General features: G+C 35.3%; 18 protein-coding genes. 9 read left to right on the top strand and 9 right to left on the bottom strand.

Annotated elements, in window-relative coordinates:
- Window position 1: 1 nt before the first annotated feature.
- The 9 genes from P2W65_RS23210 to P2W65_RS23170 all read right to left on the bottom strand — a co-directional run bounded on the left by P2W65_RS23210 (window position 2) and on the right by P2W65_RS23170 (window position 17,230).
- Window positions 2-1,450 (bottom strand): RagB/SusD family nutrient uptake outer membrane protein, encoded by a 1,449-nt coding sequence (locus tag P2W65_RS23210; RefSeq protein WP_289661772.1) that lies wholly within the window; start codon window positions 1,448-1,450, stop codon window positions 2-4.
- Window positions 1,451-1,460: 10 nt separating this feature from the next.
- Window positions 1,461-4,508: a SusC/RagA family TonB-linked outer membrane protein gene (locus P2W65_RS23205; RefSeq protein WP_289661770.1), complete on the bottom strand. Its 3,048-nt coding sequence runs from the start codon at window positions 4,506-4,508 to the stop codon at window positions 1,461-1,463.
- Window positions 4,509-5,211: 703 nt separating this feature from the next.
- The gene (locus P2W65_RS23200) at window positions 5,212-6,471 is read right to left on the bottom strand and encodes a YeiH family protein (RefSeq protein WP_289661768.1); all 1,260 of its coding nucleotides are present in this window, start codon (window positions 6,469-6,471) and stop codon (window positions 5,212-5,214) included.
- Window positions 6,472-6,663: 192 nt separating this feature from the next.
- Window positions 6,664-8,286: a sulfatase-like hydrolase/transferase gene (locus P2W65_RS23195; RefSeq protein WP_289661766.1), complete on the bottom strand. Its 1,623-nt coding sequence runs from the start codon at window positions 8,284-8,286 to the stop codon at window positions 6,664-6,666.
- Between the two features lie 195 nt (window positions 8,287-8,481).
- Window positions 8,482-9,198, bottom strand: coding sequence for a thioredoxin domain-containing protein (locus P2W65_RS23190; RefSeq protein ID WP_289661764.1), 717 nt, complete (start codon window positions 9,196-9,198; stop codon window positions 8,482-8,484).
- A gap of 11 nt (window positions 9,199-9,209) precedes the next feature.
- Window positions 9,210-10,265, bottom strand: a complete 1,056-nt coding sequence (locus P2W65_RS23185; RefSeq protein WP_179002894.1) for a sterol desaturase family protein — start codon at window positions 10,263-10,265, stop codon at window positions 9,210-9,212.
- Between the two features lie 238 nt (window positions 10,266-10,503).
- Window positions 10,504-12,420 (bottom strand): arylsulfatase, encoded by a 1,917-nt coding sequence (locus P2W65_RS23180; protein WP_289661760.1) that lies wholly within the window; start codon window positions 12,418-12,420, stop codon window positions 10,504-10,506.
- A 195-nt stretch (window positions 12,421-12,615) separates the two neighbouring features.
- Complete coding sequence (locus P2W65_RS23175; protein ID WP_289661758.1) at window positions 12,616-14,088, bottom strand: RagB/SusD family nutrient uptake outer membrane protein; 1,473 nt, start codon at window positions 14,086-14,088, stop codon at window positions 12,616-12,618.
- 16 nt (window positions 14,089-14,104) lie between these two features.
- Window positions 14,105-17,230 (bottom strand): SusC/RagA family TonB-linked outer membrane protein, encoded by a 3,126-nt coding sequence (locus tag P2W65_RS23170; RefSeq protein ID WP_289661755.1) that lies wholly within the window; start codon window positions 17,228-17,230, stop codon window positions 14,105-14,107.
- Between the two features lie 926 nt (window positions 17,231-18,156).
- Between P2W65_RS23170 and P2W65_RS23165 the strand changes: the two genes are divergently transcribed.
- The 9 genes from P2W65_RS23165 to moaA all read left to right on the top strand — a co-directional run bounded on the left by P2W65_RS23165 (window position 18,157) and on the right by moaA (window position 25,545).
- The gene (locus tag P2W65_RS23165; RefSeq protein WP_289661752.1) at window positions 18,157-19,329 is read left to right on the top strand and encodes a molybdopterin molybdotransferase MoeA; all 1,173 of its coding nucleotides are present in this window, start codon (window positions 18,157-18,159) and stop codon (window positions 19,327-19,329) included.
- Window positions 19,330-19,480: 151 nt separating this feature from the next.
- Window positions 19,481-20,227 carry a sulfite exporter TauE/SafE family protein gene (locus P2W65_RS23160; RefSeq protein WP_179002899.1) on the top strand — a complete coding sequence of 249 codons (747 nt, stop codon included), beginning with the start codon at window positions 19,481-19,483 and terminating at the stop codon, window positions 20,225-20,227.
- A gap of 208 nt (window positions 20,228-20,435) precedes the next feature.
- Window positions 20,436-21,008, top strand: a complete 573-nt coding sequence (locus tag P2W65_RS23155) for a molybdenum cofactor guanylyltransferase (RefSeq protein ID WP_179002900.1) — start codon at window positions 20,436-20,438, stop codon at window positions 21,006-21,008.
- 6 nt (window positions 21,009-21,014) lie between these two features.
- Window positions 21,015-21,803, top strand: a complete 789-nt coding sequence (gene cobA / locus P2W65_RS23150; protein ID WP_289661747.1) for a uroporphyrinogen-III C-methyltransferase — start codon at window positions 21,015-21,017, stop codon at window positions 21,801-21,803.
- Window positions 21,804-21,805: 2 nt separating this feature from the next.
- Window positions 21,806-22,045, top strand: coding sequence for a MoaD/ThiS family protein (locus tag P2W65_RS23145; protein WP_289661745.1), 240 nt, complete (start codon window positions 21,806-21,808; stop codon window positions 22,043-22,045).
- 4 nt (window positions 22,046-22,049) lie between these two features.
- The gene (moeB, locus tag P2W65_RS23140) at window positions 22,050-23,135 is read left to right on the top strand and encodes a HesA/MoeB/ThiF family protein (protein ID WP_289661743.1); all 1,086 of its coding nucleotides are present in this window, start codon (window positions 22,050-22,052) and stop codon (window positions 23,133-23,135) included.
- Between the two features lie 70 nt (window positions 23,136-23,205).
- Entirely contained in the window at window positions 23,206-23,637 is a 432-nt protein-coding gene (locus P2W65_RS23135; RefSeq protein ID WP_115888586.1) for a molybdenum cofactor biosynthesis protein MoaE, read from the top strand.
- The gene (moaCB, locus tag P2W65_RS23130) at window positions 23,637-24,551 is read left to right on the top strand and encodes a bifunctional molybdenum cofactor biosynthesis protein MoaC/MoaB (protein WP_289661738.1); all 915 of its coding nucleotides are present in this window, start codon (window positions 23,637-23,639) and stop codon (window positions 24,549-24,551) included. Before P2W65_RS23135 ends, moaCB begins: the two co-directional genes overlap by 1 nt.
- A complete protein-coding gene (gene moaA / locus P2W65_RS23125) occupies window positions 24,538-25,545 on the top strand; it encodes a GTP 3',8-cyclase MoaA (RefSeq protein ID WP_289661735.1) in 1,008 nt (335 codons plus the stop codon). Before moaCB ends, moaA begins: the two co-directional genes overlap by 14 nt.
- Window positions 25,546-25,570: the final 25 nt, after the last annotated feature.

Raw genomic sequence — 25,570 nt, 5'->3', positions numbered from 1 at the left:
ATTACCTCCAAGCTGGAACCTGTTTTAAATTTGGGTTCAAATCCAGTTCTCTTTGCGGAATAGGGAAGTGAACATGTTTTGGCTGTGCATTTGTTTTTCCTGCTGCTTTTAATTTTGCCACAAAATAATCAGGGCCTCTTCTTGCCAAATCAAACCAGCGCTGATATTCGTAAACCAATTCTTTTCTTCTTTCTTCAAAAACAGCTTCTCTAAAAGCGTCTTGACTCAATCCAGGAGAAGTTGTCGCTAATAATGGAATCCCCGCTCTTGTTCTCACTCGATCCACTGCTGCGTAAGCTTCGGTAGTTGGGCCGCCATTTTGTTCGTTTACAGCTTCAGCATAAATCAATAAAACTTCAGCAAATCTTATAATTGGCGTGTTTTTAGAAGACTGTCCAGGAGAAGCTGGTGTCGAAGGATCATAATATTTATTGAAATGAGGCGTGACTTTATAGGTTTTCCCATCAGTTGGACTCACAAATTCTACTGCAAAGGTGATGTACTTTCTTTTGTCATCTTCAGCGAAAGCCTCAAAAAGACCGCCTTCTTTATGCAAAGCATCAGCTTGATCTCCTGCAATTCCAGGAACAGAAGTCGGCGCAGCTGTAGAAGCCAGCATGTTTCCATTCCAGTTCGTTAAACCTTTAAACTGTGCTGAGAAAATATGTTCTTTTCCGTTTTTGCTTGCTACGTTAAAGACGTCAGCATAATTTTCGAATAAATCATATACTTTGCTATCAATGATTTCTTTACTTTTTTCAGCTGCTTTCTGCCATTTTTTTTCGGTTAAATATACTTTTGCCAAAATGCTTTTTGCAGCACCTGCCGTAACTCTTCCTTTATTTGCCTGAACTACTGGAAGAGCCTCTGCATCAATCAAATCATTTTCAATTTGGGTATAAACATCGGCTTCGGGTGTGTTCGAAACGTTAATAGCTTCTGACGTCAAAACAGTTGTTTCGTGTAAAACTAGTGGAACATCGCCAAACCATCTCACTAAATTGAAATACAAAAGTGCTCTTAAAAACTTCGCTTCATTAATCAAATCTTTGTCTTTCTGAGAATTAAGATTTGGGTTTTTAGCAATATTATCAATCGCGACATTCGCTCTGTTTATTCCGTCATAACTCTGTCTCCATAATTCGATCATACGATCGTTTGAAGCGTCGTGAGTCAGGTTTGATAAAGCTCTAACATGAGCATTTCTGGCTCTTGGCCCGGCTTCGTAGTCGTCTGTAGCCATTTCAGTAGCAATCTGGATTAAACGATTGTACAAAGTATGTGTTGAACTGTTGATGGCATTATGAATCGCAATTACAGCTGCATCGGCATCTTCGGTTGTTTTATAAAAGTTGGTAGACGAAATGAAAGCTTTTGGATCTTCGTCCAAAGGATTGCAGGCACTGATTAAAAAGAGTGCCGCAAAACTGAATATAATTAGTTTTTTCATGATAAATCTTTTAGAATGTTACACTTAGTCCGCCTGAAATAGTTTTAGAAGCTGGATAAATTCCAGTATCTGTTCCCGGAGAAATAGTAGTTCCGTTTGTTACTTCTGGATCAAAGCCAGTATATTTTGTCCAGGTTAATAAGTTCTCTCCAATGACACGGAATTTAACTGAAGTTAAACTCAGTTTTTCGGATAATTTCTTAGGCAGATTGTAGCTTAGAGTGATGTTTTTTAATCGAACGAAAGAACCATCTTCCACAAATCGATTGGAGAAAACCGGTGCAGGATCTAGTTTCGCTCTCGGAGTCGTATTACTTGGATTTGTTGGTGTCCAAGCGTCTAAAGCAGAAGTTGAGGCATTTTGCTGTCCGTTATACAATTCTAAAGCTTGTAAGTTTCCGTTCAAAATTTTATTCCCAACAGAACCATTTACCAAAACAGCTAATTCAAAACCTCTGTAAGTGAAATTATTTGAGAATCCGAAAACAAAATCAGGTTGTGCATCCCCAATGCTTGTTCTGTCTGCTGCTGTTGTAAAAGCGCCGTCTCCGTTGATGTCTTTGTATAAACGATCACCGGCTTTTGGCGTTGCATTTCCTGTGAAAACTCCTTTAGTAGCAACTTCATCCGTTTGTAAAATTCCGTCCGTAACAGCACCGTAAAATGTTCCTAGTGATTGTCCCACTTTTAAAATATAATTTCCGAAAGTGTAAAATTCAGCACCATTTCCTAAAGCAATAATTTTGTTTCTATTAAAGGCAATATTAAAGTTGGATGTCCAAGAAAAAGCTGTATTTCCAAGAGAAGCATTCAAACCTAATTCGATTCCCTGATTCTGTACAGAACCAAAATTTTGTAGAGAAGAAGTAAATCCGGTTGTATAAGGAAGCTGAACATCTAACAATAAATTTTTAGTGGTTTTACGATAGACATCAACTGTTAAATTCAATTTATCCTCGAAGAAACCAACATCAATACCGGCATCAAACTGATTCGTTAATTCCCAACCTAAATTGTCGTTGGCAATTCTTGTAGGCGTAAAACCAGTATAAATCTGATCTCCAAAAAGATATTTTACACTCGTCAAAGTAGATAGAGACTGGTATTCTCCAATTTCCTGATTTCCTGTTGCTCCCCAACTGCTTCTAATTTTTAGGCTGTTAACGACTTTTTTCAGCGGATCAAAAAAACTTTCGTTGCTAATCTGCCAAGCAGCAGCTACAGATGGAAAATAACCCCATTTATTATCTTTTCCAAAACGAGAAGAACCATCTGCACGTATACTTCCTGTTAGGAAATATTTCGAATCGTAATTGTAATTAATTCTTGATAAATAAGAATTCAATGCCCAAGTACTTTCACCAGAAGAAGGCATTAAAGCAATATTACCGCTTTGTAAACTGTAATAACCGGTAATGTCGTTTACATATTGCTGTGATCCTGCAGTCGAAAATTCTCTGGTAGATCTTTGCTGTGTATAACCTGCTAAAGCATTCAAATGGTGTTTTTCGCCAAAAACTGTAGTATAGGTTAAAGTGTTTTCGTTTAACCAGCTTTTAGAATCGGCATTACCAATTTTTCCTTCTCCATTTGTGATAGAACCTTCGTAAATGCTTGCAGGCAGATAACTTTTTTCTTTGTTGAAAATAACATCAGTTCCAAAAGAAACTTTTAAAACTAAATTCTTCAAAAGATCATATTCGCCGTATACAGTTCCTAAAATACGATCGGTAATTGATTGATTTTTGCGTTCGTTTAAAGTCGCTATCGGATTGGCAAAAATATTTTCAAACGGATTTCTTAAAGTATAAGTTCCATCTGGTTCATAAATAGTTGCCGTAGGAGGCATGCTTATTAAAGCCGTAACTAAACCGCTTGGAGCCACTTTGGCTTTGGTTTCAGCAAGAGTTAGGTTTAAACCAAATCTTGCTTTACTGTTTATTTTTGAAGTTAAGTTGACACGAGTACTGAAACGCTCAAAACCGGTGTTTTTAATAATTCCTTCTTGATTGTAATAGTTTCCAGAAATGGCAAATTTGGTTTGATTGTTTCCGCCAGAAATACTCAATTGATGATTCTGTGTCAATCCTTTTTGGAAAGCCGCATCTTGCCAGTCCGTTCCTTTTCCGAGCTGAGCAATTTGTGCCTCACTCAAATATTGGTTTGTACCGCCTGACGGATTTGAGTCGTATAAAGCCGCATTTCGCAATCTGGAAAAACCTTGTGCATCTAACAAATCTATTTTTTTACGAACTTCCTGCTGACCGATTGTAAAATCATAATTGACAGTTGTTACTGTATTCGAACCTTTTTTAGTTGTAATAATAACAACTCCGTTGGCTCCTCTGGAACCATAAATTGCCGTAGAAGAAGCATCTTTCAGAACTGTAATCGATTCAATATCTGCTGGATTTATTGTTGAAAGCGGATTAGTTGGCGTACCGCTCAAAACGCCTGAAGTTACTTCTGAATTGTATATAGGAAATCCGTCGATTACATACAACGGTTCGTTTCCTCCTTGAATAGAACTTCCGCCGCGAATACGGATACTCATTCCTGCTCCCGGTGCACCCGAAGTCTGTGTAACGTTTACACCTGCAACAGAACCCTGAAGCGAACTTTCTAATGTTTTCTGTGTAGCCTTTAAAGACATTTGAGCCACAGTTTCGGCAGCTCCGGTATAATCTTTTTTAGAAGTGCTTCCGTATCCAATGATTACGATTTCATTTAATTCTTTAACATCTTCTTTTAAAGAAATCTGAACGAAATCTTTGGTTGCGATATGTTCTGTAGTGATATAACCTAAATAACTTACTACTAAAGTGTAAGGGAATTTTTGTCCGGTCTGAAAATAGAATTTTCCGTCTAAATCGGTTACCGCTGCGTGCGTTGTTCCTTTGATTTGAACGGTAACTCCCGGAATTGGCTGATTGGTTACCTGATCGATTACGGTACCATTTAAGATCGAATTAATTAAGGGTTGTGTATTTTGCGCTTTAATTCCTATAGAAATTAAAAACACAAAAATCCACAAAAGGGCGTGTAATTGCTTGTTCATTACTTTTTGGGTTTAAATAATATAGCGATGCGAAAAATTGATTTGTCAATTTTCGAAGGCTTTCTTTAGTGATAAATGTTCTTTGAGTCTTGCCATTTCCGTTGCCGCAGAAATGGGTTTTACTATGAAAGAGTAGGGCAGTGCATTATTTTCATTGTAGTCTTGTTTTAGTTATTATTTTTTTAGTTAATATGATTTTGACATGGTTATGCTCTTAATGTTGTTAGGCATTAATGGCTGATTTGTCAATATGAAATTTAGTTTGTGATTTATTTTCGATTTGAAAACAAAAATGAAATTGGATTTTAACAGCACATGCACATATAACCGAAGTTGTTATAAGTGATTTTTTTAGGAAGAATGTAATGCGATGTATAAGCTGTTGTTTTCAAAATGTAGTTATTAATTGTTTAAACTCTACTAATCCTATAGACAAAGTTAATTTTATTGTAAAGAAAACCAAAAGATTATTTAATTTTTTTGAAAAAAAGTGTAGTGAGAAGAATTTAAAATATATTTTTAGTGTATTTAAGTATTTGATATTTAGTTGTTTATTTGTTTTTTGTTGAAAAATAAAAGCAAGTAAAAACTGTTTTGTTTTAGACAGTTTTTACTTGCTTTTTTAGGTTTAGTATTTGAATTACAGTGACAAACCCGACAGGTTTTTAAAATCTGTTGGGTGTTGTTAAGAGAAAATCGTTTTTTAAGGTTTAAAAAGTAAAAAAGCGATAATCAATGTAATAATGATATTAAACAATTGTGCCGTTAAAAATGCTATCAAAGGTTTTCTACTGTTGTTTTGAAGCAAATCTTTAAAATTAGTTTCCAAACCAATACTGGTAAAAGCCAAAGCGAACCAAAGTCCCTGTAGATTTTTTAAACTTTCTTTTACGGTTTCGCGAGTTTCAGGTGCAATGAAAAAGGAGAAAATAATAGAAGCTCCAATAAACCCGATAACAAACTTTGGAAAACGTTCCCAAATTACGCTCAGTGTCGGTTTCGATTCCTGAACTTCAGCCGATTTATTATGCGTATAAGTCCAATAAATCGAAATTGCAAAAGCGGCTAAACCCAATAAAACATTTTGAGAAAATTTGACAATCGTGCTTATTTTTAAAGCCGTTTCGCCAACCAAAGTTCCAGAAGCCACAACAGCACCTGAAGTATCAATACTACCTCCGAGCCAGGCGCCTGTTACTTCTTCTGGAAAATTAAAATGACTTGCAATAATTGGCATAAAAATCATCATGGGAATGGCGGTAACCAAAACCATCGAAATCACATAAGATAATTTTTTAGAATCTCCTTTTATCGCTCCAGAAGTTGCAATTGCCGCCGAAACTCCACAGATGGAAACCGCACTCGAAATCATCATGGTCAATTCGTCGTCTACTTTTAATTTTCGGCAAAGCCAAAAGGCAAAATACCAGACGGATAAAACAACCACCAATGCCTGAATTAAGCCCAATGAACCTGCCTTTAAAATATCGGAAAAAATAACGCTTGTTCCCAGCAAAACCAATCCGATTTTGACAAAAAGTTCAGTTGATAGAGCAGAACGAAACCACTCCGGAAGTTTGAAAAAGTTGCCAATTAATAATCCGATTACTAAACTAAAAATTACAGCTTCTAGATTTAGTGCTTTAACTTCTGTATTTCCAGCAAGAATTAAAGCGATTATAGTTAAGAAATAAATTATTGGAAATCCTAGAATGAAATTTTTAACTGATTTTCCAACTAAAAAAGTTCCGACACTTCCAATCAGAAGAAAATAAATAAATTGAAAACCAATATGTTGAAGGTTTTTGATTTCGAATACATTGGAAATTAAATCGTTTCCACTTGCCCATTTGAAAACAGGAACTTCCGGGAGAAAAATAAAAAGAGAAATTCCGATAATAAGAAAACCGAGAATAACGACAGTCCAGTCTTCGTGAATGGTAAATTTTGTTGAGGTTGACATTTTTTACTTAAAGAGTTTTATTTTGAATTGCCTCCAGCTTTAGCTGGAGGTAAAAGTTTTGTGAGTATAGAAAAGGCTTTAGCCGAATAATTAATTTGGCTAAAGCCTTCGGTGTGTTGAAATTTTATACCTCCGGCTAAAGCTGGAGGCAATTGGTTTTTGAAATTAAACCTGACAGGTTTCTTCTGTAGATTACAAATCAACAAAGTACTTCTGTTTTCCAAAATTGAATTCATAATAGGTCAAGTTTGGCCAAAGCGGTTTGATCAATCCTTTTTCCCAGGTTTGAAGCGCAGTTTGTAATTCTTTTACTTTTTCAGGATTTTTTTGTGAGAGGTCTGTTTTTTCAAATTTATCCGAAGCTAGATTATACAACCATTTTTCATGTGTTTTGCCGCTAATAACCAATTTCCAGTCCCCGCTTCGAATAGCTTTTGCATCGCCCGAACGCCAATATAAATCTTTGTGTGCGACTTTATTTTCATTGACAGTTTTGACTAAATCAACTCCATCGTAAACTCTGTCTTTTGGTAAATCTGAACCAATCGCTGCTGCAATGGTTGTAAAAAAATCTAAAGTACTTACAGGCTGTTTATAAACTGTATGAGGTTTAATTTTTCCCTTCCACGAAAGTGCAAAAGGGACATTTATTCCGCCTTCAAAATGCGAAAATTTACCGCCTTTTAGCGGAGCATTTGTTGTAGCAAAAGTATAATCGGCACCTCCATTATCACTGGCAAAAATGATTAAGGTATTGTCTTCAAGGCCTTCTTTTTTGACTTTTTCTCTAATTCTTCCAATCGCATCATCCAAAGCGCTGATCATGGCAAAATAAACACGTTTATTTTCGTCTTTTACATTTGGAAAACGATCGTAATATTTTTTACGAACCTGAAACGGCGTATGCGGTGCGTTGAATGGAATGTATAGCAAAAATGGTTTGTTTTTATTTTTATCGATGAAAGCTTCGGCTTCTTCGGCAAATTTTTCGGTTAAATACGCTTTTTCGTCAATAATAGTAGTATCACGGCGAATTTGACCGATTCCAACACGGCCTTTTCTCCAAATCATTTTATCGGTAAAATCTTTATGATGATGATTGATAATATCCGGATTGTCATCTTCTGGAACATACAAGGAGAACGCCTGATAAAATCCGTAATGATAATCGAAACCGCGGTCTAAAGGAAAGAAACCTTTGTTGTGACCCAAATGCCATTTTCCGATAATTCCTGTAGCGTAACCTTGCCTTTTGGCTAAATCAGCAAAAGTAATTTCAGATTTCGGTAATCCTTGTGTTTTGATAGAAGCCTCGTTTGGATATTCGATTTTATCATTTAATCTCCAATCATTGGTATTCAGTAAATATTTGAAAGCATAATACTCCAGATTGTTTTTTGGATAACGATCTCCAGGTTGATATTCATGTCCAAAACGCTCTTGATATCTTCCTGTGATTAATCCGGCACGAGATGGAGAACAAATTGCTGCAGAGGCGTAACCATCAGTAAAAGTAACTCCGGAAGCGGACAAAGAATCAATTTGTGGTGTTGGTGTCGATTTTCCGCCATAAAGTGAAATATCATATTTACCTAAATCATCTGCAAGCAGAATGATGATATTGGTCTTTTTTACAGAAAGTGAATCAGATTTTGGTTTGGATGCTAAAAATTCCTTTTTCCCTTCTGCCAGTTTTTCATCTTCTTTGACTAAAGTACCATCGGTATTAATTGGCCAGAAAAGAAATGCTGCGAGAATGAAAAGAACTATTAAAATAGGGATAACAATTTTGGTTATTTTTTTATAGGTTGCCATAGTTTGGTTTTTGGTTAGTTTTTCAGAGGAGTGTAAGAACTTTGTCAAAGTTTGAAACTTTGACAAAGTTTTCCGCGCATTTTTTGTCATTTCGACGAAGGAGAAATCACACCAGTAATTCCACATGCAAAATCGACAATCTTTGTATAGTTTTTAGTGTGATTCTTCGTTCATCAGGATGATATAACATCCTTATTATTTCGAAGCCAAGGCAATATCAACCTCGTTTTTCAAATCACTAATCCCTTCCTTCTTAAAAATAATTTTTCCGTTTTCATATAGAATTAAAGTCGGAAAAACTTTTACTGTTTTTAAATCAGCAATAACCTGTGGACTGTCTTCCAGTTCAATTTCTACAATTTTTAAATTTGAACCGTATTCTGTTCTAATAGTTTCTAGAATAGGTTTTACTTTTTTACATGGGCCGCAATATTTGGAACCAATATCAACCAAAACGTTTTTATTCGAAGCAATAATTTTATTGAATTCTGCTAAAGACAATTTGCTTTTCAGATTAGAATAAAAAGGTTTTCCATTTCCAATCCAATTGGCAATCCCGCCTTCTAGACTGTAGGCTTCAGTAAATCCAGTTTTTAATAATTCTTTTTCTAAAGCAACGCTTCTGCCAGCTCCGATGGAATAAATAAAAACAGGTTTTGATTTGTCTAGTTTAGCAATATGCTGTTCGTAATTTTCAGATTGAAGATTAAAATTTACTGCGCCTTCAATATGATTTAGAGCAAATTCTTCCGAAGTTCTCGCATCGACAATCTGTGGATTCTTTTGACTTTTTATTTTAGAATAAAAGGAATCTAAAGATAATGAATTATGGTTTTCATTTTGCGAAAAGACAGCAATCGCCCATAAAAAGGCAATTGCTGTTAAGCTGGTTTTTAAGATTTGATTTTTCATATCCGGAAATATTATACTTGTTCTAAAACTGGTGCAGGAGTTTCTTCTATAACTGCTTTTGGTTTTGATGGAAGTGATAATACACCTTCAGCAAGGGAACTTCCTTCTTTTTTAGATTTAAAAATCGGCCAAAGAAACTGCGCGTACCATTCTTCTTGTTTGTATGATTTTGTTCCGAATGATTTTGGGTATTGACGTGTAATTAATCCTGTTCCAAAAATGACATCCCAAATAAAAAACATGTTTCCGAAGTTTCCTTTAAAATGTCCAACACCGTCTCCGCTTGTATCGGCGTGGTGTGCGTGATGTGTTGCAGGTGTAGAAATCAGTCTTTCTAAAACCCATGCAATTGGATGTAATACTTTGTATTTGTAGAAAGGTTTATCCCAAGGAATACTTGAGTGTGCGCCTAAAGTGATGACACTTTTGATTACCAAAACAAATAAAGCCGGAAGCCCTAAACCTAAATAAGTTAAAGTTGCAGTCAAATAAATTTGAGAAAAGAAAACCGTATAAATAAAGTTTTGTCTCGAAGCCATCGCCATTCCCATATAAGGAGCCGAATGATGTGTTCTGTGGAAACGCCATAAAAACGGAACCTGATGATGCAATCTGTGATACCAATACTGCGTTAAATCATCGGCAATTGCAATTAGGAAAAAACCTCCCCAAAACGGAACCCAAGATAATGCATTTGCAGCGTTTGGTAATAAATACGGCAAAGCAGTTAAGCTGAAAAAAGCAATTACGGGTGGTAACAATAATTTTGGTGCTAAGAAACAAACAATATCAATTTTACGTTCTTCGCCTGTCCATTCGTCATCGTATAAACCCGCTGCGAATTCGATTATTCCTAAAACAATCATAAATACCGTTAGTCCCCAAGTTCTGATATTAGCAAAAACAGGCTGCGCAAATTCTAAGAATGGAGGTAATGTTAAGTGCGATTCGCTTACAGCACCGCCAGTCAGTTTAAAATAAAGGTAAATTGCCACAACAGGCAATGAATAAATGAAAAAACTTATCGTTAAGTCTCTTACTAATTTTTCTTTTTGAACTATTGCCATGATTTCTTATTTTAAAAATTGATTAATTAAGGTTAATCCGCCAGCGAGAATGGCCAACGGCACTAAAAACAAGATTATCCCCACGACAATCTTTTTTCCGATAATTTCATAATCTACTCGTTTCATAATCTTTATATTTTATTTCCTGCAAGGTTTCCAAAACCTTGTAGGTATGTTTTTTTTAGTTTTTATAATTTAAACCTACAAGGTTTTAGAAACCTTGCAGGTTGTGTAATTACTAGTTATTGGTTCCTCCAGGTTTAGTGGCCTGTTTGATTAAATCAGAAACTGTTTTTCCTTTATCTGCTCCAGTGTTGTGAATTCTTCTGTTGTACACATCCTGCCAGTCAATCAATGGGTAAACATTGTTTTCTTTGGCTTGTTCGTCAAATAATTTTTGAAGTTCAGCTAGCTTTTCTGGATATTTTTTCGCTAGATTATTACGTTCGTTGAAGTCTTCATTTAGATTATATAATTCCCAAACGTCGGTATCGAAATTGCTTGGTGCAGGTTTTTCATTGCTTCCTAAAGATTTTTTTACAGCAAATGAATCTGGTAAATGTGCGGCAGAAGCTTTCCATCCATCTTTGTAAATTGCTCTGTTTCCAAAGATGTAGTAATATTGAATTTTATGAAGTGATTCTGCTTTTGGATTGTCTAAAGAAGCTTGGAATGAAGAGCCTTGAATAATATCCTGTTTAATTCCTTTGATATATTCTGGAGCTTTAATTCCAGTAATGGCTAAAGTTGTTGGAAGCAAATCAGTCACGTGGCTGTATTGATTTCTGATGCCACCTTTATCTTTAATTCCGTTTGGATAAAAGACAATCAAAGGGTTACGCGTTCCTCCTTCAGAATGTGCATCTTGTTTCCAGTTTTTAAAAGGAACATTTGTAGCTTGTGCCCAACCCAAAGGATAGTTCGTGTTTAAACCTTTCGCCGTTCCAATTTCACCGATGTTATTCAAATTGCTTTGGAAGTTTTCTTCATCTGTTTTCCCTTGAGAAAATAGGCTCTGATTGATTGTTCCCTGCAGAGTTCCTTCTTTACTGGCTCCGTTATCTCCAATAGCAACAAAAATTAAAGTATTGTCCAATTGACCGCTTTCTTTTAGGTAATTCACCACTCTTCCGATTTCATAATCGGTATAAGTCAGGAATCCAGCATAAACTTCCATGAATCTTGCATATACTTTCTTTTGGTCTGGAGTCAATTTTTTCCATTCAGTAATAAGGGCGTTACGTTCTGGTAAAACAGCATTTGCAGGAACAGTTCCTAATTTCTTTTGGTTAGCCAAAACTTTTTCGCGGTAAACATCCCAGCCTTCGTCAAATTTTCCTTTGTAAGGCTCCACCCATTTTTCGGCAACCTGATGAGGTGCATGAACTGCTCCCGGCGCATAGTATAAGAAAAATGGTTTTCCAGGCGCGGCTTTCTGCTGTTTCTGAATATAGCTGATGGCTTTGTCGGTAATTAATTCATTTAAATGGCGTCCATCAGGTTTTATATGAACTTGGTCTTCTACTAAATCAGGATTGTATTGATCAGTCTGCGAACCTAAGAATCCGTAGAAATGATCGAAACCTTTTCCAGTCGGCCATCTGTCAAACGGGCCAGCATCGGATGCTTCTTCGTCTGGTGTAATACCATATTTTCCAACCGCAAAAGTATTGTATCCGTTTGCACGAAGAATCTCCGCAATAGTTCCTTTATCAGAAGGAATTCTTCCGTCCCAACCTGGAAAACCTGCTGATAAAATAGTGTGTGAAAAACCGCTTACGTGTACTCTTCCTGAATTTCTTCCAGTTAATAATGCCGCACGGGTAGGAGCACAGATTGCTGTTGTATGGAAATTGGTATAACGTAAACCATTGTTTGCCAGATTATCAAAAGTAGGAGTGTTGATTAAACCTCCAAAAGCACTTGCCGCACCAAATCCAACATCATCCAACAAAATCCAAACCACATTTGGAGCGCCCTTTGGAGCGGTTACAGGCTCAGGCCAATATTCTTTTGAGTCTGCCAATGTTTTTCCTATAGTTCCTTTAAACTCTTGTGTGTCTTGTGCAAATCCTAATTGTGCAACCAGTATTGCAGTAATCAAAAGTCCCTTTTTAGGACTTTTGATTAAAAGGTTATTTTTTAAATTTTTCATGATTTTATAGTTTTTTAGTTATAAGGTTTTCTAATCTTCAATCTTTTTTAAACGCATAGAATCATAGTTTTTAGAATCGATATAAGGCGTTTCACTTATTTCAATTTACAGAGCAACTATGTGTGGAGAAACGAGTTTCTCTTTTACTTTCTTCATTAATAATTAAAAATCTATGTCTCTATGTGTTTAAAACTTTTAATATCCAGGATTTTGTGGTAACCCATCCGGATTGATATTTCTTTCACTCTGCGGAATTGGATAAAGGTTATTTCGTTCTGAAACCGAGTTTTTAGCAGTTACTTTTTTTACTTCTGTAACCAAAGTTCCCCAGCGCACTAAATCGAACCATCTTTGCCCTTCCTGAACAAATTCTTTTTTACGTTCTTCCTGAATCGCTGCTCTAAAAGTCGTTTGATTTAATCCACTTAAATCTACCGTTGCATCTGGTGTTGTGATGGCTTTTCCGAAGGCTCTTCTGCGAATTTGATTGATCAATTCGTAAGTTTCTGCTGTTGGGCCGCTTTGTTCGTTTATCGCTTCCGCTAGAGACAGAAGGATGTCGGCATAACGAATCACAGGAAAGTTGATTGATACGTTTGCAGGTGTTGCCAGATTGGTTAAATCCAGATATTTTTTGAAAATTGGTTTTGGAAAAGTATAAAGCGTTCCCGTTGTCGGATTAAGCAATTGCTTGGCGTAGCTAACGTCTCTTCTTTTGTCTCCAGGAGCATAGATGTCATAAAATAAAGCAACATCTGAAATAATATCTGCTGGTTCTGTTGCTGTAAATCCAGTAAAAGAAGTGGCCTGAAAAGTGCTTCCGCTAGAACCGTTTCCTGCTTGATTTGGCTCGAACTGAACAGAGAAAATATGTTCTTTTCCGTTCTTTTTAGTTTTAGTGAAAATATCTTGAAAATCTTCAAACAAAGCATATCCATAACCGCCGTTAATTACTTCTCTCGATTTTGCAATTGCATTTGGCCAGTCTTTTCTCGTTAGATACACTTTTGCTAAAATAGCTTTCGCTGCTCCAGAAGTGGCGCGGCCGGCATCCGCTGTTGTATAGGTTATTGGTAAAGCTTCAGCATCAGTTAAATCTGTGATGATTTGCGTATAAACTTCTTCTACAGTTGCTCTGTTTGTTTTAAGACTGCCCAATTGTATAGAAGTCGCTTCGTGCAAAACAATCGGCACACCACCCCAAAGACGTACTGCCTGAAAATAAAGCAATGCTCTAATAAACTTGGCTTCATTAATTAATCGTGTTTTGATAACTTCATTACCCGTTACTTTCGGAATATTATCAATCGAAACATTGGCTCTGTTGATTCCAGCATAGATTTGTCTCCAGGCTACCTGAACACGGTCGGTTGTCGCATCGTGAGTTAAAGCGCTCATGGCTCTTACCTGCGGATTGGTAGCAGAAACTCCAGCGGCAGCATAATCTGAACCCATATCGGTTAAGAAATAAAGGTTTCTTCCAAATAAACTCTGTTCTCCCGGATCAAGGCTTAAGGAAGCGTAAACTGCGGTAACACTAGCAACAGCATCATCCTGAGTGATAAAGTAATTGTCTTCGGTTACAAAAGAGGTTGGTGTTACCTCCAGCTCTGTGCACGATACCAATAATCCGGCACTTAAAAGGAATGTTATAATGATCTTTTTCATTTTATATATTTTTTACTTAGAAAGTTACGTTCAAGCCCGAGATGAATGTTTTAGAGTTTGGATAAGAACCAAAATCAATTCCCGGATATAAGTTGTTTTGTTCGTAGGAACTTACCTCTGGATCATAACCAGTGTATTTTGTCCATGTGATTAAATTTTCTGCTGATACATAGAATTTCACACTTTTGGTTCCCAGTTTTTTAGAAACGCTTTTAGGCAAAGTGTATCCCAGTGTGATTAATTTCAATCTTAAAAAAGATGCATCTTCTACATATCTTTCAGAAACAATTCCTAACGGAGAACTTGTTGCTCTCGGAATTTCATTGCTTGGATTTGTTGGTGTCCAACGATCATTTAAAGTAGTTGCAGCATTAGTTCCAAGAGTAGAAATTTCTAACTGCTGATTTAAAGCATTAAAGATTTTTCCGCCGTAAGAACCTTGGAAAGAGAAATTCAAATCAAAATCATTGTATGAAACGGTATTGCTGAAACTGCCGACAAATTTTGGTTGAGAAGTTCCTAAATTTCCTTTGTCTAAGGCATTAATTACGCCGTCGCCATTTGCATCAACATATCTTCTGTCTCCCACTTTGGTATTGGCCAAACTGTTGATTTTTGGTTGTGTGTTGACTTCTTCCTGAGTTTGGAAAATTCCGTTGGTTTTATACCCCCAGAAAGTTCCCAAAGGCAATCCAACCTTTACAATAACGGGTTGCTGCTGTAACAAAGAGCCATTTGGAACAACTGGAAAAAACTCATTTACGCCATTTCCAATTTCAGTAACTTTATTTTTGTTAGCAGAAAATACAATGTTGGAATTCCATGCGAATTTTTCGGTTTTAATATTTTCAGTAGTTAAACCAATTTCCAAACCTTTGTTTTCAACACCACCAATATTCTGAAGAACCGTTGCATAACCTGAACTCAACGGAACAGGAACACTGATTAATAAATCGTTTGTTTTTTTGTAATACACATCAAAAACAAAATTGATTTTTCGGTCTAATAAGGACAAATCCAATCCAACATTATATTGAGTTGTTTTCTCCCATTTCAAATCTGGATTGGCCAATCGGGTAGGAGTTAAACCAGTGTATAATGTTCCTCCAAAAGAGTAGTTTACAGAACCCATTGCTGGTAAAGAAAGATAATTTCCAATTTCTTGGTTTCCTGTTGTTCCTGCAGTAATTCTAAGTTTAGCTTCGGTTACGCCTTTGATGTTGTTGGCAAACTCTTCGTCAGTAATATTCCAAGAAAATCCAGCAGAAGGAAAGTATCCCCAAAGTGATTCAGCACCAAATCTCGAAGAACCATCTGCACGTCCAGATAAAGTGAAATTATATTTTCCTTTATAAGAATAATTTATTCTTGCGAGCCAAGATTTTAATACACTTTCGTAAGCATCGCTGTACGGTTTTACGGCAACACCATCTTGTAAAGCATTGTATGTATTTGCATCATTTACAAAGGTCTGTGCTCCCGCATTTACAACCTCGCCTTTGGTGTATTGAAGCGTATAACCACCTAAAGCAGAAAACTTATGACTTTCTCCAAAATTAGTGTTGTAGTTTAAGGTGTTCTCATTTAAAACAGAGCTTACGACTCTATCTCCAACAGAAGCTAAACCTTTTGTTCCTGCACCGTTCGACGTATTTGCAGGGGCGTAATAATTTTGTTTTGTATTAATAACATCACCGCTTACAGCGACTTTAGCAGTTAGTTTTTTAGTGATTTTATACTCACCAAATAAACTTGTTAAGATTCTATTGATTTTGGTTTCATTAGTAGTATTTTCCAAATCATTAATTGGATTGGAAACGTAACCATTTACAGAAGTTGTATAAGGATTGTTGGTTACATTATAAGTTCCATCTGCATTTTTAATAGGAACTACTGGAGCAGTTAATAAAACGCCAACCAATGGATTTGGATTTCTGCCACCGCTGCTGCTAGATCCAACTCCATTCGAAATAGAATTGGTATAATTCGCATTTACGCCAAATTTGAAATTTTGAGAATAATTTCTTTCATAGTTAGCACGAAGAGAAATACGTTTAAAATCGCTTCCTAAAACAATTCCGTCCTGATCAAAATAACCAGCCGAGATTGAATATCTAGATCTTTCATCTCCGCCAGAGAAAGATAGGTTATGACTTTGTATTGGCGCAGCAGTCACAAATGCGGCATCTTGCCAATCATAACTTCCAGAAGTTTTAAATGCTTCAATCTGAGCAGCTGTAAAAGATGGAGCCTGACCAATACTTGCCTGAACATCATTTCTTAAACTTGCCCATTCGCTGGCATTCATTATTCTTAGTTTTTTGGAGATGTTCTGGAATCCGAAATAACCTTGATACGAAATATTATCTTGTCCTTTAGTTCCTTTTTTAGTAGTAATAATGACAACACCATTAGCTCCTCGGGAACCATAAATAGCTGTTGCCGAAGCATCTTTTAAAACTTCAATAGATTCAATATCTGCTGGATTTATTGTTGATAAGACATTGACACTTGCTCCAGCAAAAGAAACTCCTGCCGAACTGTTGCTGTTATCATTATAAATCAGAATTCCGTCCACAACATAAAGCGGTTCGTTACCTGCTGTAATAGAGTTTCCTCCACGAATGCGCACGCTTGAAGAAGCTCCAGGTCGTCCTGAACTTTGTGTAACTACAACTCCGGAAATTGCTCCTCTTAAAAGATTATCTGCCGAAGAAGTTACCTGAGATAAATTGGCTTTTGGAACCGAAGCAACAGAACCCGTAATATCTTTTCTTTTCTGCGTTCCGTAACCTACAACTACTAATTCATCCAGTTCCTGACGTTCTTCTTTAAGGTTAATAATTACTGGATTTTTCTCTACAATTATTTCTAATTTTTTATATCCAATGTAACTTACAATCAAAGTGTAAGGAAATTTCTGTCCCGTCTGAAAATAAAATTTTCCTTCAGCATCAGTTACAACCCCGTGAGTTGTTCCTTTAATGGTAACTGATGCACCTATAATGGGCTGATTTGTAATAGCATCGACTACGGTTCCGTCGAGTTTAGATTGAATAAGCGGCGTGGTATTTTGGGCGTATATTCCCGTCGTTATCAAGAGTAGAAACAGCGGTATGTATATGTTTAATTTTTTTTTCATTTCTTTGTAATGGTTTTAAGTAATTAACAAGATGCCCTGAGCACTGTTTATACAGCACTCTAAAAGTGTTCTTGATTTAGTGATAAATGTTCTTTAAGCCTTGCCATTTCTGTTGCCGCAGAAATGGCTTTTTTTATTTACAGCAACAGCTTTGCATTGTTTTCATTTTAGTTTTCTTTAGTTGTTAGTTATTTAATTTCTGAATAAAAGGTACGGTTTCAAGAATCTGTCCAAAGCATAAAAATGCCTCAGAGAGATTTTTGGGTAAATGCAATAAATATTTTTGGTGGTGTGTTTTTAAGAAATTTGCTTTTATGTAAAAATCAGCAAACAAAATAAAAGTAGATTATTAACAACAGAAACACATACAACAAGAAGTGTTATAAGTGTACTTTTTAGGAAGAATGTAATGCAATATGCTTTCTGTTGTTTTCACAATAATAATTATTTAGTTTGAAATATTATTTTAAACTCTACTAATCCTATAGACAAAGTTAAATTTTATATAATAAAAACCAAAAATTTGTTTGTTTTTTTTTGAAAAATAAAGAGCTATGTGCTTGCTGTAGATGAGGTTTGGTTTGCTGAAGCCTTATTATAAAAGGGATAAAATGATATTTTGAACTGAAACAAATGTTAAAATAATTTTTTGAATAGCAATAAAATTGTAGTATTTTATACTTAATTTTTAATAAGTAAAAGTCTGTAAAGTTACTTCAAGAGATAAAAATAGAACTCTAAAACGTCAAAGAAAGTGGTCTAACGGTTTATTTTATAAAAATCAGATGTGAATTTTAAAGTTGATTTCGAATAAATTAGAGTAATTTTATAGAAATTAAAATAAAACCAAAAAAAATGTTCATCGTAAGCAGAAATACTTATATTTGTAAATAAGTATTTTTACTTAGTTTTATATCTAGATAAAAATGATTGAAGTTAAAGAAGCCTTAGAAATTGTTGCAGCGAACAGCTCAAATATGCCCAAACAGAAAATAGCAGTGCATAAAGCACTTGGTTATGTTCTTGCAGAAACAATTTATTCGCCCATTGCTATGCCTCCGTTTCGTCAATCTGCAATGGATGGATATGCTTTTATTCATTCGGGGAGACATCAATTTGATATCATTGGCATTTCTCAGGCTGGAGATCATTTAAAAGTAAAACTAAAAGAAAATGAAGCTGTCCGCATCTTTACAGGTGCTCATGTTCCTAAAAATGCAGATACTGTGGTAATGCAAGAAGATGTTATGGCAAATGACGATTCTATTTTGATTGCCAAAATGCCTGAGCCATTTGCAAATGTTAGAAATAAAGGGGAACAGATTAATGAAGAAGATGTTGTTTTTGATGCTAATACAGTAATTACACCGGCAGCAATTGGTTTTTTAGCTTGTTTAGGAATTACAGAAATACAAGTATATAAAAAGCCTAAAGTTGCCATTTTGGTTACAGGAAACGAATTGGTAGAGCCAGGAAAAAAGCTAAAAAAGGGAAAAATTTACGAGAGTAATTCTATTATGCTTCAGGCGGCTTTACAGACAATAGGAATAAAGAATGCAAAGGTTTTTAGAGTAAAAGACAGTCTGAAAGAAACGAAAAATGTTTTGAAAGATCTTTTAAAAAAGAATGATATAATATTAATTTCTGGCGGAATTTCAGTTGGAGATTATGATTTTGTAAAAGAAGCTTTGTTAGAAAATGGAGTAGAGGAACTTTTTTATAAAATAAATCAAAAACCGGGAAAGCCAATGTTTTTTGGTTCTAAAAAGAATACTTTGGTATTTGCGCTTCCAGGAAATCCGGCTTCATCATTAACGAACTTCTATATTTATGTTTATCCAGCAGTAAAAAATCTGATGGGTTTTTCAAACACTCATCTTCCAAAAATCACAAGAAAGCTGAATGATGATATCGAAAATACAACTGGCAAGACATTATTTCTAAAAGCATTGTATGATGAAACAAGCGTTACGATTTTAGACGGTCAAGCTTCGTCAATGTTAAATTCTTTTGCTATCGCCAATGGTTTAGTGATTGTAGAACAGGATTGCGAAAAGATGAAAAAAGGAAGTTTAGTAACGATTCTTCCGATTGATTAGTTTTTTAGACTAAAGAAAAAAGAGAATAGAAAATAGAATAAAAAAAATAGATTTTTAGTTCAAGTTTAGACACAAAGTAAGAACCTGAAACTTGAAACCTGACACAAGGCTTTAGCCGAATAGGTATAGCAAACAAAAGAAAAACAAAAAAATGAGTCTCCTAAATTCCGAAAACATACTATTATTCAGTTTTGCCTTAATTGTAATTGCATTTTTATATTCCAGTGTCGGGCACGGCGGTGCTTCGGGTTATTTGGCTTTGATGAGCATTTTTGCTTTTCCAATTTCGATTATGAAACCTTCAGCGTTGCTGTTGAATTTATTTGTTTCCAGTATTTCGTTTTTGTTTTATTACCGAAATAATTATTTCAAGCCTAAACTGTTTTATCCCTTTGCAATAGCCTCAATTCCTGCAGCGTTTATTGGCGGATTTATCACTTTGGATAATACGGTTTATAAAATAATTCTCGGAATTGTTTTAGTTTTTGCGGCCCTGAGATTATTTGGAGTTTTTAATTTTAAAGAAAAAGAAGAAGTAAAAATAAACCTTCCGTTTGCATTAGCGATTGGTTTTGCCATCGGATTATTATCTGGAATGCTTGGAATTGGAGGAGGAATTATCTTAAGTCCGATTTTATTGTTCTTAGGATGGGCATCTGTAAAAGAATCGGCTGCGGTTTCGAGTTTATTCATTTTTGTGAATTCTTTTGCAGGAATGTTAGGTTTCTTTTTAGGAGGAAAAACAATCCCTATGGAAAGTTTTTATCTGGTTCCAATTGCAATAGTAGGAGGAATGTTAGGCGGATTTTACGGAAGCGGAAAATTTTCAAACAGAACTTTAAAAATGGTTCTAGGAATCGTAATTTTAATGGCAAGCGTGAAATTGATTTTTCCTTGAAAATGAAATAAAATTTAACTGCAAAGAACGCAAGATTTTTAGGTTAAGTTAATTTTATTAAAAATAGCAAAGCACGCAAAGCTTTGTGTAGATCCAGCTTAGCGAATTTAATTTTAAAGATAGTGATGAGCAAAAAAACTTAGCGCACTTTGCGGTAAAAAAAACTCATTCCAACTTGAAACAAAGAAAACCTGAAACAAGAAAAACTATGAAAACACTAACAGTATTTATTCTTTGCGGAGGAAAAAGCTCGAGAATGCAGTCAGAAAAAGGATTGGTTTTGTTTCAGGAAAAACCATTCATTGAGCATATCATTCAGGCGATTTTGCCTATTACAAACCATATAAAACTAATTACGGCTTCAGAAGAATACAATTATCTGCCGTATGAAAAAATACCAGATTTAATTGTAGAAAAAGGCCCGATGGGTGGAGTTTATACAGCATTATCACATTCAGAAACCGAGTTTAATCTGATTTTAAGCTGTGATATTCCTTTAATTTCAACTGAACTTCTGGAGGAATTAATTTCAAAACATACCAACGAAGCTGGAATCACAGTTTTCGCTTCTGAGAGTAAAACACATCCATTAATTGGAATTTACTCAAAAGAAATTGTTCCGATTATTAAAGAAGCAATCGATTCGAATGAATTGAGAATGATGGATCTGCTGGCAAAAGTACCGCATCAGATTATCAATATAGAAGAAAGCGAAAACTTTCATTTGACCAATATTAATTCGGCAGACGAATTAGATGATTTAAATATCAATTCAATTTAAAGCAGTATGAAAACTTTAAAAACACCAAAATTAACTATTATCGGCGCAGGCCCCGGAGATGTTGAGTTGATTACAATGAAAGCCATAAAAGCTTTAAAAAGTGCCGATGTAGTTTTGTATGATGCTTTAGTAAACGAAGAATTATTAGAATATGCATCGAATGCGGAAATAGTTTTTGTTGGAAAACGATTAGGCTGTCACGCATACACACAAGATCAAATTAACGATTTGATTGTTTCGATGGCAAAATCACACGGACATGTGGTTCGTTTAAAAGGCGGTGATCCGTTTGTTTTTGGAAGAGGAAGCGAAGAAATCGAATTTGCAGAAGAGTTCGGAATTGAAACTGCGATCGTTCCTGGGATTTCATCGGCATTAGGAGTTCCTGCTTCGGTTGGAATTAGTTTGACACAGCGTAAAGTTGCTGAAAGTTTTTGGGTCATTACGGGAACAACGTCAGATCATAAATTATCAAAAGATATTCAGTTAGCTTCAAAATCGGCCGCAACGGTGGTGATTTTGATGGGTATGCATAAATTGAATGAAATCATTTCTATTTATGAAGAAAACAGAAACGATGATCTTCCAGTTGCTATTATTCAAAACGGAACAAAAAATTCAGAGCAAAAAGTGATTGGAACTATTAGCACAATTACTAAATTGGTAGCTGAAAAAAACATATCGTCGCCGGCAATTATCGTAATTGGCGAAGTGGTGAGAAATACGTCAAGCTGGATTTCTTATTTTCAAGAACATTTTGAAGATGAATTCATTTTTCAGAATTTAAACTTATAAAAATGATTGAGGTTAAATATTTTGGAGCTGTTGCCGAAAAGACAAAATGTGAATTCGAAAAATTATCTTTTTCTGAAGAATTGTCATTGCAAAAGCTTTTGCAGAATTTGAATGATAAATATGAGTTTGAAGCACTGACTTTCAGCGTTGCAATAAACCAAAAGATAGTTTCAAAAACGACAGATTACACTTTGCAAACAAGTGATATCGTAGCTTTATTGCCACCTTTTGCAGGAGGATAAAAACATGGAAACATCAAATCGATATAACCGACAGATTATACTTCCTGAAATAGGAGAGAACGGTCAGCAAAAATTAGCAGAATCAAAAGTTTTGGTAATTGGAGCAGGTGGTTTGGGCAGTGCAATTCTGCCTTATTTGGCTTCGGCCGGAGTTGGCGAAATCGGAATTGCAGACCATGATGTTATTGAAATTTCAAATCTTCACAGGCAGGTAATTTATAAAACTTCTGCCATTGGAAAATCAAAAGCTAAGGAAGCTAAAGCCTTGATTTCTGAATTGAATCCTTTGGTTAAAGTAAAAGCGATTTCTGAAAAATTATCAGGAAAAAATGCCCTTTCATTATTTCGAAAATATGATATTATAGTTGATGCAACAGATAATATTTCGATTAAATATCTAATAAATGATGCTTGTTTGACAACCAATAAACCAATGGTTTATGGGTCAATTTTCAGGTTTCAAGGGCAAGTTTCGGTTTTCAATTATCAAAACGGCCCCACATATAGGTGTTTGTATCCAGATGAAAATTTGGATGCTCTAAATTGTGAAGACGCCGGGGTAATTGGAGTTTCAGTTGGAATTATTGGAATGCTTCAGGCAAATGAAGTTTTGAAAATGATTCTTGGAATTGGAGAAGTTCTTAGCGGTAAAATACTGGTTTATAATATTCTGAATAACGAACAGCAAAAATATGATTTCGATAAAAGCGATTTTCAGTCTATAAGCAGAGAAACATTCGAAGAAAAATATAATAAAACAGAAATTGAAGAAGTAAATTTTGAATCCGTTTTAGATGAAATAAACAAAGATGCCGTTCTTTTTCTTGATGTTAGAAATATTGATGAATCGCCAAAAATCAGTTTACAGAATCAAATTCAGATTCCATTAATGCATTTAGAAAAGCAAATAGAAAAACTGGATAAAAATCAACCAATTTATATTTTCTGTCAATCTGGAATTAGGAGTAAAATCGCAGTCGAATTGCTTCAAAAGTATCAATTTAAAAATGCAAAAAGCATTGCAGGTGGCGCTTTGGCAATGAAACAGTTATTACAAGAAAAAAAGAATAGCCACGAATTCACGAATTAATATAAATACTTTACGCATAGATTTTAAAAAATAAAATTCGTGAATTCGTGGTGGAAAAAAAATAAAAAAAATGAGTAAAAATGTATTTGTAGAAGGGCCAATTGCTCCTGAATTTATCGCCGAGTCGATTGCCAAACACCAATCCAAACACACAATTGGTGCACATAACATATTTCTAGGACAAGTTCGTGCTGATGTCATTCACGACAATACAGTCGTAGCGATTGATTATTCAGCTTACACTGATATGGCGAACGAAGCATTATATACCATTCGTGAAAAAGCTTTCGCTAAATTCGATTTAACCTGCATGCATATTTATCACAGTTTAGGCGTTGTAAAAGCAGGCGAAATCTGTTTGTTTGTTTTCGTTTCGGCAACACGACGCAAACAAGTTTATGAAGCGACAGAAGCTATCGTAAACTGGATTAAAACCGATGTTCCGATTTTTGGAAAAGAAATGTTTGAAAATGACACATTCACTTGGAAACAAAATAGTTAATGGTAGATATTACGCATAAAATAAGCACATTAAGAAAAGCAACCGCAACCGCCATTGTAAAAGTCAGCAGACAAGAAACAATTGATGCTGTGGTAAATAACCTTGTGCCAAAAGGGAATGTGCTTGAAATGGCAAAAACGGCAGGATTATTTGCGGTAAAAAATACGCATTTATCGATTCCGGATTGCCACCCAATTCCAATTGAATTTACTTCGGTTGAATATCAAATCGAAGGTTTAGAAATTCAGATCATTTTCAATGTAAAAACGGTTTACAAAACCGGAGTTGAGGTTGAAGCCATGCATGGCGCATCAATTGTGGCGTTGACAATGTACGATATGCTGAAACCAATTGATAAAGAAATTGAAATTTCAACCATCAAATTAATCAATAAAGAAGGCGGAAAATCGTCTTTCAAAAATAAATTCCCGAATGCGATAAAAGCGGCGGTTTTCGTTTGCTCCGATTCGATTTTTGCGGGCGATAAAGAAGATCGTTCAGGAAAAACAATTGTAGAAAAATTGGAATCATACGGAGTTGAAACTTCTCATTATGAAATTATTCCAGATGAATTAGCTATTATTCAAGAGAAAACTAAGGCTTTCGCCAAAGAACATCAGCTGGTGATTTTTACGGGTGGAACGGGTTTATCCCCAAGAGATGTTACGCCAGAAGCTTTAGAGCCAATTTTAGAAAGCAGAATTCCAGGAATTGAAGAAGCAATCCGCAATTACGGACAACAGAGAATGCCATATGCAATGCTTTCAAGAAGCGTTGCAGGAACTTTAGGTAAAACATTGGTTTTGGCTTTGCCTGGATCAACAAACGGAGTAAGAGAATCGATGGATGCTGTTTTTCCGCATGTAATGCATGTCTTTCATATTTTAAAAGGTAAAAACCATGACAGTCTCTAACACAATTTTGACGGACGGTTTTGGGCGCAGACACAATTATCTGCGCATTTCCCTGCTGGAAAAATGCAATCTGCGTTGTACATATTGCATGCCAGCTGACGGAATTGCGCTTTCTCCAAAAGCCAGTTTAATGACGGCTGAAGAGATTTTTAGTATCGCTCAGACTTTCGTACAAAATGGTGTAGATAAAATCAGGTTAACCGGTGGAGAGCCTTTGTTGAGAAAGGATTTTCCTGAAATTGTTTCGAAACTATCAGCTTTAGATATTTCACTTTCTTTAACCACAAATGGAATTTTAATTGACCGTCATATCGAGACTTTAAAGCAATTTAATGTCAAAAAAATCAATTTGAGTTTGGATACTTTGGTTTCGTCTAAATTCGCTTCTATAACGCTCAGAAATCAGTTTGAAAAGGTAATTGACAATCTGCATTTGCTTTTGAATAACGATTTTCAAGTGAAAGTGAATGTTGTTTTAATTAAAGGTTTTAATGATAACGAAATTGTAGATTTTGTAAAACTGACTCAATTTCTGCCAATTTCAGTTCGTTTTATTGAGTTTATGCCTTTTGCGGGAAACGAGTGGGATAGAAGCAAAATGGTTTCGCAACGAGAGATTTTATCTTTGGTTGAAACTGCTTTTGCTGAAGATGAAATTCAGAAACTGGAAGACGAAAAAAACTTCACTTCAAGAAATTATAAAATAAATGATTTTCAAGGTGATTTCGGAATTATAAGTTCCATCACAAATCCGTTTTGCGACAGTTGTAACCGAATCCGCTTGACGGCCGACGGAAAAATTAAAAACTGCCTTTTCTCCAATTCAGAAACCGATTTACTGACGGCTTTTAGAAATGGGGAATCTATAACGAATTTGATTTCTGAATCCATTCAAAATAAAAAGAAAGTCCGCGCTGGAATGGTTACTATTGATGAAATGGATGATCCTAAAAAACATTTTGATAATCGCAGTATGATTGCGATTGGGGGATAAGTTTAAGAGAATCTTTGTCAAAGTT

It is taken from the genome of Flavobacterium panacagri (assembly GCF_030378165.1).
Lineage (GTDB): Bacteria > Bacteroidota > Bacteroidia > Flavobacteriales > Flavobacteriaceae > Flavobacterium > Flavobacterium panacagri.
Note: the sequence above shows the minus strand (reverse complement) of the source record. Positions and strands in the feature narration are given on the sequence as shown.

Coding starts and splice junctions, on each gene's coding strand:
- P2W65_RS23185 (WP_179002894.1), bottom strand. CDS start 10,265: ATGGCAATAGTTCAAAAAGAAAAATTAGTAAGAGACTTAACGATAAGT.
- P2W65_RS23195 (WP_289661766.1), bottom strand. CDS start 8,286: ATGGCAACCTATAAAAAAATAACCAAAATTGTTATCCCTATTTTAATA.
- P2W65_RS23205 (WP_289661770.1), bottom strand. CDS start 4,508: ATGAACAAGCAATTACACGCCCTTTTGTGGATTTTTGTGTTTTTAATT.
- P2W65_RS23210 (WP_289661772.1), bottom strand. CDS start 1,450: ATGAAAAAACTAATTATATTCAGTTTTGCGGCACTCTTTTTAATCAGT.
- P2W65_RS23180 (WP_289661760.1), bottom strand. CDS start 12,420: ATGAAAAATTTAAAAAATAACCTTTTAATCAAAAGTCCTAAAAAGGGA.
- P2W65_RS23160 (WP_179002899.1), top strand. CDS start 19,481: ATGAGTCTCCTAAATTCCGAAAACATACTATTATTCAGTTTTGCCTTA.
- moaA (WP_289661735.1), top strand. CDS start 24,538: ATGACAGTCTCTAACACAATTTTGACGGACGGTTTTGGGCGCAGACAC.
- cobA (WP_289661747.1), top strand. CDS start 21,015: ATGAAAACTTTAAAAACACCAAAATTAACTATTATCGGCGCAGGCCCC.
- P2W65_RS23170 (WP_289661755.1), bottom strand. CDS start 17,230: ATGAAAAAAAAATTAAACATATACATACCGCTGTTTCTACTCTTGATA.
- P2W65_RS23200 (WP_289661768.1), bottom strand. CDS start 6,471: ATGTCAACCTCAACAAAATTTACCATTCACGAAGACTGGACTGTCGTT.
- P2W65_RS23165 (WP_289661752.1), top strand. CDS start 18,157: ATGATTGAAGTTAAAGAAGCCTTAGAAATTGTTGCAGCGAACAGCTCA.
- moaCB (WP_289661738.1), top strand. CDS start 23,637: ATGGTAGATATTACGCATAAAATAAGCACATTAAGAAAAGCAACCGCA.
- P2W65_RS23145 (WP_289661745.1), top strand. CDS start 21,806: ATGATTGAGGTTAAATATTTTGGAGCTGTTGCCGAAAAGACAAAATGT.
- P2W65_RS23135 (WP_115888586.1), top strand. CDS start 23,206: ATGAGTAAAAATGTATTTGTAGAAGGGCCAATTGCTCCTGAATTTATC.
- P2W65_RS23175 (WP_289661758.1), bottom strand. CDS start 14,088: ATGAAAAAGATCATTATAACATTCCTTTTAAGTGCCGGATTATTGGTA.
- P2W65_RS23155 (WP_179002900.1), top strand. CDS start 20,436: ATGAAAACACTAACAGTATTTATTCTTTGCGGAGGAAAAAGCTCGAGA.
- moeB (WP_289661743.1), top strand. CDS start 22,050: ATGGAAACATCAAATCGATATAACCGACAGATTATACTTCCTGAAATA.
- P2W65_RS23190 (WP_289661764.1), bottom strand. CDS start 9,198: ATGAAAAATCAAATCTTAAAAACCAGCTTAACAGCAATTGCCTTTTTA.